Source organism: Falsiroseomonas oryzae (genome assembly GCF_027856955.1).
GTDB lineage: Bacteria > Pseudomonadota > Alphaproteobacteria > Acetobacterales > Acetobacteraceae > Falsiroseomonas > Falsiroseomonas oryzae.
On the sequence record NZ_JAPSMD010000097.1, the window covers coordinates 1 to 15014 of the forward strand.

Annotated in this window: 15 protein-coding genes and 1 pseudogene; 4 read left to right on the forward strand and 12 right to left on the reverse strand. The window is 70.8% G+C overall.

Translation table 11 applies throughout. The annotated features are described in order from the left end of the window. From OZN99_RS12065 to OZN99_RS12080, 4 genes are all read right to left on the reverse strand, one after another. On the reverse strand, positions 1 to 1805 hold a 1805-nt coding region (locus OZN99_RS12065; protein ID WP_270935476.1), incomplete at its 3' end, for an ABC transporter ATP-binding protein/permease. Between the two features lie 8 nt (positions 1806 to 1813). After that, positions 1814 to 2488 (reverse strand): hypothetical protein, encoded by a 675-nt coding sequence (locus OZN99_RS12070; protein ID WP_270935477.1) that lies wholly within the window; start codon positions 2486 to 2488, stop codon positions 1814 to 1816. 25 nt (positions 2489 to 2513) lie between these two features. Next, on the reverse strand, positions 2514 to 2678 hold the full coding sequence (locus OZN99_RS12075) for a DUF1328 domain-containing protein (RefSeq protein ID WP_270935478.1): 165 nt from the start codon (positions 2676 to 2678) through the stop codon (positions 2514 to 2516). Between the two features lie 90 nt (positions 2679 to 2768). Beyond that, on the reverse strand, positions 2769 to 3515 hold the full coding sequence (locus OZN99_RS12080; protein WP_270935479.1) for a PhyR family response regulator anti-anti-sigma factor: 747 nt from the start codon (positions 3513 to 3515) through the stop codon (positions 2769 to 2771). Between the two features lie 37 nt (positions 3516 to 3552). On the opposite strand from OZN99_RS12080, the gene OZN99_RS12085 reads away from it, so the two are divergent. The 4 genes from OZN99_RS12085 (at position 3553) to OZN99_RS12100 (ending at position 6588) form a co-directional block, all read left to right on the forward strand. Further along, entirely contained in the window at positions 3553 to 4104 is a 552-nt protein-coding gene (locus OZN99_RS12085) for a sigma-70 family RNA polymerase sigma factor (protein ID WP_270935480.1), read from the forward strand. Between the two features lie 65 nt (positions 4105 to 4169). Continuing rightward, positions 4170 to 4730 carry a sigma-70 family RNA polymerase sigma factor gene (locus OZN99_RS12090; protein ID WP_270935491.1) on the forward strand — a complete coding sequence of 187 codons (561 nt, stop codon included), beginning with the start codon at positions 4170 to 4172 and terminating at the stop codon, positions 4728 to 4730. 63 nt (positions 4731 to 4793) lie between these two features. Beyond that, positions 4794 to 4994, forward strand: a complete 201-nt coding sequence (locus OZN99_RS12095) for a hypothetical protein (RefSeq protein WP_270935481.1) — start codon at positions 4794 to 4796, stop codon at positions 4992 to 4994. 28 nt (positions 4995 to 5022) lie between these two features. Beyond that, positions 5023 to 6588, forward strand: coding sequence for a sensor histidine kinase (locus OZN99_RS12100; protein ID WP_270935482.1), 1566 nt, complete (start codon positions 5023 to 5025; stop codon positions 6586 to 6588). Between the two features lie 48 nt (positions 6589 to 6636). Here the strand turns inward: OZN99_RS12100 and OZN99_RS12105 are convergent, their stop codons facing one another. The 8 genes and pseudogenes from OZN99_RS12105 to OZN99_RS12140 all read right to left on the reverse strand — a co-directional run. Next, positions 6637 to 8223 carry a 2-isopropylmalate synthase gene (locus OZN99_RS12105; protein WP_270935483.1) on the reverse strand — a complete coding sequence of 529 codons (1587 nt, stop codon included), beginning with the start codon at positions 8221 to 8223 and terminating at the stop codon, positions 6637 to 6639. 248 nt (positions 8224 to 8471) lie between these two features. Then, positions 8472 to 9422, reverse strand: coding sequence for an allantoinase PuuE (gene puuE, locus OZN99_RS12110; protein ID WP_270935484.1), 951 nt, complete (start codon positions 9420 to 9422; stop codon positions 8472 to 8474). 19 nt (positions 9423 to 9441) lie between these two features. Further along, on the reverse strand, positions 9442 to 9774 hold the full coding sequence (locus tag OZN99_RS12115) for a hypothetical protein (protein ID WP_270935485.1): 333 nt from the start codon (positions 9772 to 9774) through the stop codon (positions 9442 to 9444). Then, the gene (locus OZN99_RS12120; RefSeq protein WP_270935486.1) at positions 9771 to 10394 is read right to left on the reverse strand and encodes an SOUL family heme-binding protein; all 624 of its coding nucleotides are present in this window, start codon (positions 10392 to 10394) and stop codon (positions 9771 to 9773) included. The genes OZN99_RS12115 and OZN99_RS12120 overlap by 4 nt, the downstream gene beginning before the upstream one ends. A 101-nt stretch (positions 10395 to 10495) precedes the next feature. Then, a complete protein-coding gene (gene ilvC / locus OZN99_RS12125; protein WP_270935487.1) occupies positions 10496 to 11512 on the reverse strand; it encodes a ketol-acid reductoisomerase in 1017 nt (338 codons plus the stop codon). Positions 11513 to 12064: 552 nt separating this feature from the next. Continuing rightward, complete coding sequence (ilvN, locus tag OZN99_RS12130; protein ID WP_270935488.1) at positions 12065 to 12601, reverse strand: acetolactate synthase small subunit; 537 nt, start codon at positions 12599 to 12601, stop codon at positions 12065 to 12067. An 87-nt stretch (positions 12602 to 12688) separates the two neighbouring features. After that, entirely contained in the window at positions 12689 to 14491 is a 1803-nt protein-coding gene (locus tag OZN99_RS12135) for an acetolactate synthase 3 large subunit (RefSeq protein ID WP_270935489.1), read from the reverse strand. Positions 14492 to 14588: 97 nt separating this feature from the next. Beyond that, positions 14589 to 15014 (reverse strand): annotated as a pseudogene (locus OZN99_RS12140) (tRNA (adenosine(37)-N6)-dimethylallyltransferase MiaA); the annotation flags it as partial.

A 15014-nucleotide genomic window follows, 5' to 3' on the forward strand; every position in this document is an offset into this window, starting at 1 on the left:
GCGCGGCGGCGCGGTCGCCCGCCCGCCTGCGGCACCCGCCGCCGCACCTCCAGGCGGGCGCCGTCCGGGGCGCGCGACAGGTGCAGCGTGCGGTCGTGGTACACATCCAGCCCGGGCCGGTGGCCGATCGAGACCAGCGCGCTCTCGGCCAGCTCCTCCCGGAACAGCCGCATCATCTGGTCCTGGTTCTCCTCGTCCAGCGCCGCCGTCGCCTCGTCCAGGAACACCCAGCGCGGCCTGTGCAGCAGCAGCCGCGCGAAGGCCAGGCGCTGCTGCTCGCCAAGCGACAGCACGCGGTCCCAGCGCTCCTCCTCGTCCAGCCGCGGCACCAGGTGGGCCAGCTGGCAGCGCTCCAGCGCCGCGACCATCGCCGCGTCGGCGAACTTCTTGGGTGCGGCCGGATAGGCCAGCGCCGCGCGCAGGCTGCCCAGCGGGATGTAGGGCCGCTGCGGCATGAAGAACATCCGCTCGCGGGGCGGCGTCCGGATCTCGCCGGAACCCCACGGCCACAGGCCGGCCACGGCGCGGAACAGGGTGGACTTGCCGGTGCCGCTCTCGCCCACGATCAGCACCTTCTCGCCGGCCTGGATGACCGCGTTGGCGTCCTGGATCACCACATTGCCGTCGGAATGGCCGACCTGGAGGTCGCGGAAGGCCAGCACCTCGCGCCCTTCGGCGTCGGGTCCGACGACAACGTCGATGGTCTGGTCCGCCTCCAGCCCCTCCGCCGCCTCGAAGGTGTCCTCCAGCGCAGCGACGCGCTCGACATGGCTGCGCCAGTCCGCCAGCAGCGGGAACTTGTCCACGAACCAGTTCAGGCTGCGCGTCACTTCCAGGAAGGCCTGGGTGATCTGCATCAGCACGCCGAGCGTGATCGCGCCGGCGAAGTAGCGCGGGCTGGCGACGATGATGGGCACCACGCCCGCCGCCATGCCGTAGGCGGAGGTGAGCCACATCAGCGCGCGTTCGCGCACATACAGCTGCTTCATCACCTCGACGACACGGGCGAAGGCGGCGCGCAGGCCGCGATCCTCGTCGGGCTCGCCGCGGATCAGCGCGATGCCTTCGCTGTTCTCGCGCATGCGGATCAGCGCGAAGCGGTGATCGCCCTCCGCCTCGTTGCGGCGGATGTTGATGCGCACCAGCGGCCCGCCGAGGATCATGGTCAGCACGCTGCCGATCGTCGCGTAGAGCAGCGCGGCCCAGACCATGTAGCCCGGGATGTCGAACTCGCTCGCCCCCATCGCGACGTGCAGCGGCCCGGAGAGCGTCCACAGCACGCCGAGGAAGGTCGCCAGCGTCAGGATGGAGCCGAGCAGCCCGACCAGCAGGTCCACCGCCATGGCCGTCGCCCAGCGCGTGTTCTCGCTGATGCGCTGGTCCGGGTTGTCCGCCGCGTCCGGCATGAAGTTGAGCTGGTAGTGCAGCCCGCCAGCCAGCCAGCGCGACTGCAGGCTGTTCACCAGCGACTGGCGCCAGTCCAGCGACAGCATCTGCTTCGCCCAGAGCTGCGCCACCGCGCTGCCCATCGCCGCCGCCAGCAGCAGCAGCAGCGTCCAGAGCTGCCCGTAGAAGGCCGCGCGGTCGCGGTTCTCGAGCGCGTTGAAGAAGTCCCGGTTCCAGATGTTGAAGCGCAGCTGGACGAGGATCTGCACCAGCGTCAGCGCCACCACGGCGATGGTCAGCAGCCAGGCGCGCCGGCGGCTGTCGGGCGAGGCATAGTAGATGCGGATGATGCGCCAGAACTGCCCCAGGAGGCCGCGCCGGGGGGCGGCTTCCGGAGCGTCGGCCGGACCCTCGGCCATGGCTGCCCTCAGCGCCGCCGCGGCTCTGCGGGGGGCGGAACGGGGCGCAGGTTCTCCGCGCTGTCGCCGATCCGCTCGGCCGCCACGGCGCGCCCCTGCTCGCCGGCCACGCCGCGCCCTTCGGCTGCAAGCCGGGCGCCGGGCCGCAGCAGGTCGCGCAAAGCCTCTGTCGTGCCGGCGGGCACGGTCACCACGCTGCCGTCCTCCAGCACCGCGCCCGCGACCTCGCCCTGCGGCGCGTAGTACGGCGCCTTCACCGTGCCGGCCACCGTGATGCGCTCGGCCTGGTCCGCCGCGCTGCGTCCGACCAGGCGCCAGTAGAACCGCTCCACCACCACCGGCGACGCCTCCGCATTCGGCGCGAAGGCCAGCATGGTGATCACCGGCGCGTGGCGCGCGCGGATTCCCCACACGGTGATCGGCCGACCGGGCGGCACCGCACCACGCACCGCGTCGCCGAATTCGGGTGGGAAGACGATCTGCGGTCCTTCACGGAACAGCAGCGCGTCCGTCTCGCCGCGCGGGTTCACCAGGTACCGCTCCACCGTGCCGGTGAAGGCGGGCAACTGCGTCGGATCGAACCAGAACTCGGCCACGCCGCCGCGCGGCGCCGGCCGGTCCTGTGCGCGCACGCCGCCCGCCGCGGCGAGGACGCCTGCCAGCACCAGGATCGCAACGCGCATGCCCTGCCCCCCCCGCGCCGCAACGCTAGCGCCGGCGCATCGCCCCGAAGACCAGGCTGACCAGGAACAGCACGATGAAGATGCCGAACAGGATCTTCGCGATACCGGCCGAGGCGGATGCCACGCCGCCGAAGCCAAACAGCCCGGCGATCAGCGCGACCACCAGGAAGACGAGTGTCCAGTACAGCATCGTGTGACCTCCGCCGCGTGGTGCCGCTCCAGCAACGCGGCCCCGCTCCAACGGTTGCGGGGCGGAATGTCCCGTAGCGGATTCGCGCGCTCAGTCCGCGCCCATCGGCAGGCCGCGCGTGACCGCCTGATACGTCGCGACCGCCAGCATCGTCGGCTCGAAGGGCTTGGTGATGACGAATGCCGGCTCCACGCGGCTGCCGGTCAGCAGGCGCTCGGGATAGGCGGTGACGAAGATCACCGGCGCCGCATGGCGCGCCAGGATGCGCTCCACCGCGGAGGCGCCGTCCCCGCCGGCGCCGAGGTTCACGTCGGCCAGCACCAGGCTCGGCCGCTCGCTCTCCGCGATCGCGACCGCCTCCTCCTCGGTGGCGGCGACGCCGACCACGTCGTGCCCCGCGCTCTCCACCAGCTGCTGCAGGTCCATCGCGATGATCGGCTCGTCCTCGATGATCAGCACGCGCGCCGCGGTCGCCGCGCGCAGCCGGTCGCGCGCCTCGGCCAGCATCTCCTCGGCCAGGTCGGGATCGAGGCCGAGCACCGCGGCCGCCATCGGCGTCTCGAGTTCCTCCAGCGAGGTGAGCAGCAGCAGCATCCGTTCCATGCGGGACAGCGCGCCACGCGGCTCCGCAGGTTGCGCCGCCGCGACCCGGCTGACGGCGGCGAACAGCGCAAGCCGCGCGCCATCCGGTCCCGGCACGGCCATCAGCTCGCCGCGCAGCGCCTCCCCCACCATCGCGTCGCCGCGCGCCTGCGATCCGGCGAGCGCGCGCGCGAAGCGACGCGCATAGGGCAGTGCACCCAGCAGCGTCGCGCGGTCGATCTCGCTCATCGGCATTTCATCTCCCGCTCCCGCCTGTGCGATGCCGCGCGGCGTGATCGTTGATATTGAGCGTAGCGTGGACCAGCAAGACAGGGATCATGCGTTACGCACCGGTATCGCGCAGTTGTTGCCGGAGCTGCGTGCAGCCGCACGCCTCCTCACCGCCTCGCGAGCGGAAGCCGACGATCTGGTGCAGGATGCCGTGCTGCGCATGCTGCGCGGCATGGACGGATTTGTGATCGCGCCGGAACATGCCGGCGACCTGTCGGCTGCCTTGCGCCCCTGGGGCCTCACGGTGCTGCGCAACGCCTTCCGCGAGTCATGGCGCCGCAGCAGACGCGAACGGGCGCACCTGGACGCGCAACCGCGCGACGAGGAAGGCCACAGCGGCGGCCAGGAAGCCGCGGCGCGCATGCGCGACCTGGCCCGCGCGCTGTCCGCGCTGCCGCCGATGCTGCGCGAGGCGCTGGTGCTGGTCGGTGCGCATGGCCTGAGCCATGAGGAGGCCGCGGCGATCTGCGCCGTGCCGGTCGGCACGATGAAGGCCCGAGTGTCCCGCGCGCGGCGGCAGCTCGCCGGCACTCTCGGTGCCGTGATCGACTGACGGATCCGCGATGCAACCGAACCGACGACCCGTTCATAGAATCGGCATCAGGACGGGAGCCCATGATGCCCAACGAGTTCCACAACCAGCTCATCACCCTGCTGCCTCGCCTTCGCGTGCAGGCGCTTGCGCTGACCCGCAACCGCGCCGCGGCGGAGGACTTGGTGCAGGATGCGGTGGCGAACGCGCTCGCCGCGCAGGACAGCTTCACGCCCGGCACCAACTTCGCCGCCTGGATGCACCGCATCCTGCGCAACCGCTTCATCTCCACGCTGCGCAAGCAGCGCGACACCACGGATATCGAGGACCTGCCGGCAGGCGCCTTCGCGGTGGGGGCAACCCACGAGGACCGGCTTGTCCTGAAGGAGCTCGGCCGCGCGGTGAACCGCCTGCCGGTGGACCAGCGCGAGGCGCTGTTCATGGTGGTGCTGCAGGGCATGTCCTACGAGGACGTCGCCAGCGCGACAGGCTGCGCCGTCGGCACCGCCAAGAGCCGCGTCTTTCGCGCCCGTCGGCAGCTGCAGGCCTGGCTGATGGGCGAGGATCGTGCCGCCGCCCGCGCACCGGAGACCCGCACCGCGGAGCGGCGCACCACTCGCATCGAGGAGGCCGACGCCCTGGCATAGCCGCGCTGCCGCCGGCGTCGCCGCCCCGGCCTTGCGGCGGCGGTGCCGGGCGCGGCCAATGGCATGGACCAGAACCGGGACCGACGCACGCCAGCCACACCAGCGGCGCGCGCATCCCAGCCGTCGCCGGAACCGGCGGCCGATCCCTTCGGCCTCTGGCTGCAGGCACGCCTGCACCAGCTCTACGATGGCGTGACGCGGGAGCCGATCCCGCCCGAGTTGCTCCGCCTGATCGAGGAGGACCGCCACCGGCGCGGGGGCTGAGCGGGGCGCGCGCCGGTGGCGCGGCGTGATGCCGCACCGCCTGCGCCCCCGCCTGCCGGACACGGTGCGCGGGCGGCTGCTGCTGCTGCTCCTGCTCGCCAGCCTGCCGCTCCTTGCCCTGATGGCCTTCAGCCTCGCCGCGCATCTGCGCGAAGCCCGCGAGGAGGCGAAGTCCGCGGTGGCGAGCGAGCGCGACCGGCTGGTTGCGGTGAACCTTGCCGCCATCGAGTCGGCCGATGCGATCCTGGCCGCGCTGGCAGCCACCATTCCCCATCATGGCGCCGGCTGCGAGGCGCTGCTGGCCTCCGTGCGCGCACGCGACCTGATGCCCGTGGTGGTGGACGCCCGCGGCATGCCACGTTGCGGCACGGCAGAGGCATCGCTGGCGGCCGAGGAGTTCGGGGGCCATGTGCTGCGCGCCGGGCGTGGCGCGGCAATCCTGCTGGCGCACCCGCTGGCGGACCGCTCCGGCTTCGTGGCGGCCGAAGTCCAGCTGCGTGCCGACGGGACCGGCGGTAGCGCGTGGCTGCTCGATCCTACCGGCCATGCGCGACCGCTCGGGGCCGTCGCGGCCCCTGCCGCGCCGCCCGATACCGCCGCCGCGTGGACCGAGGATGCCGGCGGCGCGACGTGGATCGCCGCCACCGGCCTTCTCGCGCCCGGGCTTCGCCTGATGGTGGCCCGCCCCTCCGCCCCGCTGCGCGATGCGGCCGTCGCGACCGTGCTGCGCCACCTCCTCGAAATCGGGGCCACCCTCGCCCTCGGCGCGATCGCTGTCGTCCTGGGCACCGGTCACGCAGTGACGCGGCCGCTGGCCCGGTTGCGCGCCGCCGTCGCGCGCTGGCGCGGCGGCGAGACGCTCGCCATGCAGGACGACCCCGACATGCCCGAGGAGCTGCGCGACCTCGCCGCAGCCTTCCGCCGCGGCGCGGAGGAACTGGCCGCGCGCGACGCCGCGCTCGGCGCAGCCGTGGCGCGGGCCGAGCTGCTGGCGGAGGAGGTCCACCACCGCGTCAAGAACAACCTGCAGATCGTCAGCAGCCTGCTGGCGCTGCAGGCCGGGCGGGTCGGCGATCCCACCGCCCGCGGCGAGTTCGAGGCCACGCGCGACCGCGTCGCCGCGCTCGCCACGCTGCACCGGCACATGTACGTGCATCACGACCCCGAGGCGATCGACCTGAACGCCTTCTTCGAGGAGCTCGGCGCGCAGCTCTTCGCCGCCGTGGGCGAGCGACCCGGTCGCCGCATCGCGCTGGCGATCGAGGCCTCCCCGCTGCGCATCGCCTCCGACCAGGCGGTGCCGCTGGCGCTGCTGATCACGGAGGCGATCTCGTCGGCCCTGAAGCAGGGCTTCCCGGATGCGCGGCGAGGCCGCATCACGATCCGCCTGACGGCCGGTGACCGCCGCGCACGCATCTCGGTGGAGGATGACGGCACCTGGCCGCGCGCCGAGGACCGTCTGCGTGCATCCCTCATGCGCGGCTTCGCGCGACAGCTCGGCAGCGAGCTGCGCGTGGAGGTCGGGCGGATCGAGGTGGACCTGCTGCTCCGCCCGCCGGTCCCGCGCGAACGGCCGCGCGGGCGCGGGAGATAGCTTGCTCGGCAGGGGAAAGCGCGATGCCCTCACCCCTGCCGCCGAAGCCTACGCCGCCGGTGCCGCGAGCCCCTGCGGCGCCGTGCGCTCGCGCTTCACCAGCAGCTTGTTCAGCGCGTGCACATAGGCGCGCGCGGAGGCGACGATGGTGTCGGTGTCGGCGCCCTGGCCATCGACCAGCTTGCCGTTCTCCTCCAGCCGCACGGTCACGCGGGCCTGCGCGTCGGTGCCGCCGGTCACGCTCTGCACGGCGTAGAGCTTCAGGTTGACCTCGTGCGGGAAGGCCTGTCGCAGCGCGGCGAAGGTCGCGTCCACGCCGCCGTCGCCGCCCGCCACGCCCTCCCGCGCCTCGCCATCCACCTCCAGCGCGATGGAGGCGATCGGCCGCGTGTGCATCCCCGTGGAGACGGACAGCCCGGTCAGCTTGATGCGGTCGTTGGCGCGCACGACCTCGTCATCCACCAGCGCGGCGACATCCTCGTCGTAGACGACCTTCTTGCGGTCGGCCAGGTCCTTGAAGCGCTTGAAGGCGTCGTTCAGCGCGTTGTCGCCCAGTTCGTAGCCCAGCGACTTCAGCTTGTCCTTGAACGCCGCGCGGCCCGAATGCTTGCCGAGCACCAGGGACGACTTGGTCCAGCCCACGCTCTCCGGCGTCATGATCTCGTAGGTGGAGCTGTCCTTCAGCATGCCGTCCTGGTGGATGCCCGATTCATGCGCGAAGGCGTTGCGGCCGACGATCGCCTTGTTGGGCTGCACGTCGAAGCCGGTGATTGTGGCCAGCAGGCGGCTGGTGCGCAGGATGTTCGGCGTCTTCACGCCGTTCCTCACCGGCACCGCGTCGTGGCGCGTGCGCAGCGCCATGACGATCTCCTCCAGGCTGGCATTGCCCGCGCGCTCGCCGATGCCGTTGATCGTGCATTCCACCTGGCGCACGCCGGCCTTGATGGCCGCGATGGTGTTGGCCACCGCCAGGCCCAGGTCGTTGTGGTTATGCGCGGAGAAGATGACCTTGTCCGCACCCGGCACCCTTTCGCGCAGCATGGTGAAGATGCGCGTGATGTCCTCCGGCACGGCGTAACCGACGGTGTCGGGGATGTTGATGGTGGTCGCGCCCGCCTTGATGGCGGCCTCCACGCAGCGGCAGAGGAAATCCGGCTCGGTCCGCGTGCCGTCCTCCGCGCTCCATTCCACGTCGGCGGTCGCGTTGCGCGCCATGGTGACGGAGCTCGTCACGAGCTCCAGCACCTGCTCCGGCTCCATCCGCAGCTTGACGCGCATGTGCAGCGGGCTGGTGGAGACGAAGGTGTGGATGCGGCCGCGCGCCGCCGGCTTGATCGCCTCCGCCGCGCGGGCGATGTCGCCCGGCGCGGTGCGGGCCAGGCCGCAGACCACCGGGCCGTCCTTGGCGAAGCGCTTCGCGATGGCCTGCACGCTCTCGAAGTCGCCGACGGAGGCGATCGGAAAGCCGGCCTCCATCACGTCGATGCCGAGCTCGGCCAGGGCTTCCGCCATGCGCAGCTTCTCCTCGAGGTTCATGGAGAAGCCGGGCGACTGCTCGCCGTCGCGCAGCGTGGTGTCGAAGACGATGATTCGGTCGGGGTCGAGCGTCCCGAAGGAGGGGTGCTGGATGGACATGTGGGGCGTTCCTGCCTTCCGTCGTTCAGCCGTGAAGAGGGCGCACGAGGCGCCAGGGCTTCCCCTGAGCGGTGCCGGCTGCGGTCAGCCGGGCGTCACGCCCAGGGGCGACGAAGTCGAAGAAGAAGGCCGAGCGGGGCGCGCAGGAGCAACCCGCCCTTCGGGGCGGCGGCAGGCTCGGTGCGGAGCGCGCGCGGCGTCATTGCCCGCGAAACCTAGCGGGGGCGGCCCGCCAGGGCAAGCTTTGCCTATCTCGGGGGGTGGTTCGCCCACCAATGCCGCGCGATATCCGCCCGCCGGCAGACCCACACCTCATCCCGGTGCTGCGCCACATGCGCCAGGAAGCGCTGCAGCGCCCGCGCCCGCCCCGGCCGCCCGACCAGGCGGCAATGCAGCCCGACCGACATCATCTTCGGGCTGCCCGCCCGTCCCTCCTCCAGCAGCAAATCGAAGGCGTCGCGCAGGTGGCGCTCGAAGCCGTCGGGGTCGCCGAAGCCGGGCGGCACCGCGAACTTCATGTCGTTGTTGTCGAGGGTGTAGGGAATCACCAGCACGTCCTTCCCCTCCACCGTCACATAGTGCGGCAGGTCGTCGTCGTAGCTGTCGCTGTCGTAGAGGAAGCCGCCATGGCGGGCGACCAGGCGCCGCGTGCGCGGGCTGAAGCGGCCAGTGTACCAGCCGACCGGGCGCGAACCGGTCAGGCGCTCGATCGTCTCGACGCAGCGCGCGATGTCGGCCGCTTCCTCGGCCTCGCTCATGGCGTGGTAGTCGAACCAGCGCCAGGCATGGGAGGCGACCTCATGGCCGGACGCGGCGAAGGCACGGGCGACGTCGGGGTTCAGCTCCAGCGCGCGGCCCACGCCATAGACCGTGAAGTGGAAGCCCTGCGCGGCGAACAGCCGCATCACCCGCCACACGCCGGCGCGCGCGCCGTAGTCGAACTGGGTCTCCACGCTGCGGTTGCGCTCGCCCAGCACGGGCGACCCGCCGGGCACCTCGTGCAGGTACAGCTCGCTGCCCGCATCGCCGTTCAGCACCGTGTTCTCGCCGCCCTCCTCGTAGTTCAGCACGAAGGAGAGCGCGAGCTTCGCGCCGCCCGGCCATTTCGGATCGGGCGGGCTGGCGCCGTAGCCGCGCAGGTCGCGCGGATAGCCGGAGCCGTCGTCATCGAACCTTGGGGGGAAGCGGGCGTCTGTCATGCCCGCCAGTCTATCGCCGTCAGTCCCGGCAGATGAAGGGGACGAAGCTGCTCGCCGTGCCGGCATTCATCGCCGCGACGGTCATGACATCGGCCAGCGCCAGCTCCTGCGGGGAACGCGGGCAGACGCCGGCCCGGTCCCGGCAGCCGGAGGCGAGGAAGGCCGCATGCGCGTCCAGGAACGCCGCGCCGAGCCCCTCCCGCCCGAAGCGCCCCAGGGCCTGCGACCAGGCCTCGGCGTAGCGGGTGCATTTCACCTCGTTCCAGTCCCCCGAGGAGCGCGGCTGTGCCTGCGCCGCGGCGACGCCGAGTCCGAGCAGCACGACGCCGAGCAGCCCGACGCGGCGCATCACGCCCCCCGCGGCGCGACGGGCACCGCGACCTCGTTCCGGCGCAGGCCGGGCACTGTCCAGGGCGGGTCGTAGAACCAGCCGACCGGCTCCCCCGCCGGCTGCCAGTCCGTGGTTGCGAGCGCAGCGAGCAGCCGCCCGCGCGCCTCGGCCACCGCCGCCGGATGCGGCACGCCGGAGAAGCGCAGCACCGCCACGGTCTCGGCCGGCAGTTCCGCGATGGTGACGCGCGGATCCTCCGGCACCGGCGGCTCGCGCAGCGCGGCCGGGAGGAAGAAGCGGATCCGGTGGCCCTGCGGCGTCGCCTCCTGCGCGACCGGCGCGGTCATGGCGATGCGCAGCGGCTCCTGCGCCACCGGCGCCGTCATTGCGATGCGTGCCGCGCCGCGGTTGGCCCCGAAGATGTAGCGCGCCAGGCGGGAGAAGCCTTCGCTGCGCGCAGCCGCCTCCTCGCCCTCCACCACGGTCTCCGCCGCCAGGCGCGGCGCGTAGCGGCGGATCTCGAGCCCCGCCTGCTGCGCCAGCGTCTCGTGGCGCGGCTCCTCCGTTCCCGCCCTCACGCCGACGACCGTGCAGGCGCCGAGCAGCAGCGAGCCCGCGAGGGCGACAAGGCGATGGACCATCCGGCGCTCCCGGTCATGGCGCCTCATCTGGTGCGGGCGCGCCCATGAAAAAGGGCGGCGGGTCACCCCGCCGCCCTGGCCATCCCGCCGGGACCGCCGGATCAGTTCCGGCTCTTGTCCACCAGCTGGTTCTTCTTGATCCACGGCATCATGCCGCGGAGCTTCTCGCCCACTTCCTCGATCGGGTGCTCCGCCAGGCGACGGCGCGTCGCCTTGAAGCTGGCCTGGTTGACCTTGTTCTCCAGCATCCAGTCGCGCGCGAAGCGGCCGGACTGGATGTCCTCCAGCACCTTCTTCATCTCCTTCTTGGTCTCGGCGGTGATGATCCGCGGACCCGTCACGTATTCGCCGTACTCGGCGGTGTTGGAGATGGAGTAGTTCATGTTGGCGATGCCGCCCTCGTAGATCAGGTCCACGATCAGCTTCACCTCGTGCAGGCACTCGAAATAGGCCATCTCCGGCGCGTAGCCCGCCTCGACCAGCGTTTCGAAGCCCGCCTTGATCAGCTCGACCAGGCCGCCGCAGAGCACGACCTGCTCGCCGAAGAGGTCGGTCTCGCACTCCTCCTTGAAGGTCGTCTCGATGATGCCGGAGCGACCGCCACCCACCGCGGAGGCGTAGGAGAGCGCGATCTCCAGCGCGTTGCCCGAGGGGTTCTGGTGCACCGCCACCAGGCAGGGCACGCCGCCGCCCTTCTGGTACTCGCCGCGCACCGTGTGGCCCGGGCCCTTCGGCGCGATCATGAACACGTCGATGTCGGGGCGCGGCTCGATCAGGTTGAAGTGCACGTTCAGGCCGTGCGCGAAGGCGATGGCTGCACCCGGCTTCAGGTTGGCGTGCAGGTGGTCGCGATAGAGGTCGCCCTGCAGCTCGTCGGGCGTCAGCACCATCGTCACGTCGGCCCACTTCGCCGCCTCGGCCGGCGTCATCACCTGGAAGCCCGCGGCCTCCGCCTTCTTCCAGCTGCCGCCGGGACGCAGGCCGATGACCACATCCTTCACGCCGGAATCGCGCATGTTCATCGCATGCGCATGGCCCTGGCTGCCGAAGCCGATGACCGCGACCTTCTTGGCCTTGATCAGGTTCACATCCGCATCGCGGTCGTAGTAGACGCGCATTACATGTTCCTCTTCTTGTCGGATTGAAGTTTATCGTCGGTTCCCGCTAGGCAGCGGTGTGCTACTAGACGCGCAAACCGCCCCAACGAAAGGCGTCGCAAAAGGCCGGTATGCTTCTGGGCGAGGATCACCGGGACGGAAATCCGGCCGGAGCTCAGCTGGGCCAGAAAACGTACAAATCCATCCGATCGGCTCATTATCGTCATTGATTGCCGGTCCGGTGTAGACGACCGATACCGAAGTGCCCGAAGGCAAACGCGAAATTTCTTGTTGTCGATACCCACAGCTGCCAGCGCGGAAAAGAGTCTCGGTTGGACACGTGACCTTGCAATTTGAGTAAAGACGCGGCGGCGCTGCCTGGGGGCCCGACGCGGTGCGCCATTCGACGTCTCGGACGTCTTGTACCGTGTTGCTTGCTGGGTTCTCGAGCCGGCACTCTTGCACAGCAAGTACAGATTGCGCTGTGGCGCCTTCAACAGAGAGCCCCAGAACGCAGGCAAAGAGCGGCGAACCGAGAACCAGACGGAAAGCGCTGGCAGTCCGCATTGTCGGTTATCCTTCTCCGAAAGATCCGATGCTGCTCACGCCCCGCGCGATCGCGACCGCACCGGTCCGCGACACCTCCGCCAGCCCGATGGGCCGCATCAGCGCGCAGAAGGCGTCGATCTTGTCGGCGTTGCCGGTCATCTCGAAGACGAAGCTCTCCGTCGTCGCATCCACGACGCGGGCGCGGAAGGCATCCGCCAGGCGCAGCGCCTCCACCCGGTTGTCGCCCTTGCCCACCACCTTGATGAGCGCCAGCTCGCGGACGAGGTGCGGGCCCTCCAGCGTCAGGTCGGAGACCTTGTGCACCGGCACCAGCCGGTCGAGCTGCGCCTTGATCTGCTCGATCACCATCTCCGTGCCGGAGGTGACAATGGTGATGCGGCTGATGCGGCCGGTCTCGTCCACCGGGGCGACGGTCAGGCTGTCGATGTTGTAGCCGCGGCCGGAGAACAGGCCGATGACGCGCGCAAGCACGCCGGCCTCGTTCTCCACCAGCACCGCGATGGTCGCGGCGCGCATGTTGTTGTCGGTCGGGTCAGGCATGGATCGTGGTCCGGAACGGCCAGGGGCCGATGGCATGTCACGCGGGCCGCCGTGAGGCGGCCCGCGACGAGGAACGGCGGCGGGCGGTCAGACGAGGACCTTGCCCTCGTCCGTCACGCCGGCGACGCCACCCTCCTGCCCCGGGCCCAGGATCATCTCGTTGTGCGCGGCGCCGGAGGGGATCATCGGGAAGCAGTTTTCCTTCTGGTCCACGCAGATGTCGGCGATCACCGGCTTGTCGATCGCGATCATCTCCCGGATCACCCGGTCCAGATCGTCAGCGCTGGTCGCGCGCATGCCCACCGCGTGGAAGCTCTCGGCCAGCTTCACGAAGTCGGGCAGCGCGGCGCTGTAGCTTTCCGAGTAGCGGCCACCATGCAGCAGCTCCTGCCACTGCCGCACCATGCCCATGTACTCGTTGTTCAGGATGAAGACCTTCACTGGCAGGCGGTACTGCGCCAGCGTGCCCATCTCCTGGATGTTCATCAGGATCGACGCCTCGCCGGCGATGTCGATCACCAGCGCGTCCGGATGCGCGATCTGCACGCCCATCGCCGCCGGCAGGCCGTAGCCCATGGTGCCGAGCCCGCCGCTGGTCATCCAGCGGTTCGGCTTTTCGAAGCCGAAATATTGGGCGGCCCACATCTGGTGCTGGCCGACCTCGGTGGTCACGAAGGTCTCGCGCCCCAGTTCGCGCGTGATCTCGTACAGCCGCTTCACCGCGTGCTGCGGCTTGATGATGCTGCCGGACTGCACGTAGTGCAGGCAGTCCTTCGCGCGCCAGGCGTCGATCTGGCGCCACCAGGCGGCCAGCGCCTCGCGGTCCGGCGGCGCCGGGTCGTCCTTCCACGCAGCGATCAGCGCGGCCAGCACGCGGCCGGCATCGCCCACGATCGGCACGTCCACCTTGACGTTCTTGTTGATGGAGGACGGGTCGATGTCGGCGTGGATCTTCTTCGAACCCGGCGAGAAATGCGTCAGCTTGCCGGTCACGCGGTCGTCGAAGCGCGCGCCGATGTTCAGCATGACGTCGCAGCCATGCATCACCAGGTTCGCCTCGTAGGTCCCGTGCATCCCCAGCATGCCGATGAACTGGGGGTCGCTGGACGGATAGGCGCCGAGGCCCATCAGCGTGTTCGTGCACGGGAAGCCGGTCATGCGCACGAACTGCGTCAGCAACGCCGACGCCTCCGGCCCCGCATTGATCACGCCGCCGCCGGCATAGACCACCGGCTTCTTCGCCGCCTTCAGCAGCGCCACCGCCTTGCGGATCTGCGCCATGTCGGGCTCGGTCTGCGGGCGGTAGGAACGGTGCGGCTGCTCGGGCGGCGGCGCCTCCGTATAGGGTGCCTTGTTGATCAGGATGTCCTTCGGCAGGTCGATCACCACCGGGCCGGGGCGGCCGCTGCGCGCGACGTGGAAGGCCTCGTGCACCACGCGGGCCAGGTCGCCGGACTTCTTGACCAGGTAGTTGTGCTTGGTGGCCGGGCGCGTGATGCCGGTGGTGTCAGCCTCCTGGAAGGCATCGTTGCCGATCAGGTGGGTCGGCACCTGGCCGGTCAGGCAGACCACCGGGATGGAATCCATCAGCGCGTCCACCAGCCCCGTCACCGCGTTGGTCGCGCCGGGGCCGGAGGTCACCAGCACCACGCCCACCTTGCCGGTGGAGCGCGCATAGCCCTCCGCCGCGTGCACCGCGGCCTGCTCATGGCGCACCAGGATGTGGCGGATGGCGTTCTGCTGGAAGATCGCGTCGTAGATCGGCAATACCGCGCCGCCCGGATAGCCGAAGATGACCTCTACGCCCTGCTCCTTCAGCGCGCGGAGGACGACCTCGGCGCCCGACATCGTCAGGGGCGTCGCGTCGGCGTGCTGGGAGGTGGCGGACATTTTCTTCGGCGCTTTCCTGTGTGTGGAGGCGTGGAATTGCGGCCGGCAAGGCCGATCCTTGCCGGGCGGGCACCCTTACGCCCCATGCCGCACTGCGTCAACGCGCCGATTCAACGAAAACTGCGAAATATTCTAACAAACTTTCCGAATCTTGCTCGCAATCGCCCCATCTCGCAGCGAATCTCCGCACCCGCTCGGGCACAGCCAGGGCATGGTGCCGGAACCAGGTCGCCTGGCGCTTGGTGTACTGCCCGGTGTTGAGGATCGCCCGGGCCGAGGCCGCCTCCGGCGTCATCCGCCCTTCCAGCTGTGCCAGCAGTTCCGGCACCCCATGCGCCCGCATCGCCGGCAGCGCCGGGTCCAGCCCGAGCGCGCCGAGCGCCCGCACCTCCTCCAGCGCGCCCTCGCGCAGCATGGCCTCCCAGCGCGCCGCGATCGCCGCCCGAAGCGCCGCCCGCGGGGGGTCGAGCACCACCGCGGCGAAGCGCCAGGGGGCCGGCGCCGTCCCGCCCGCCCGCTGCCA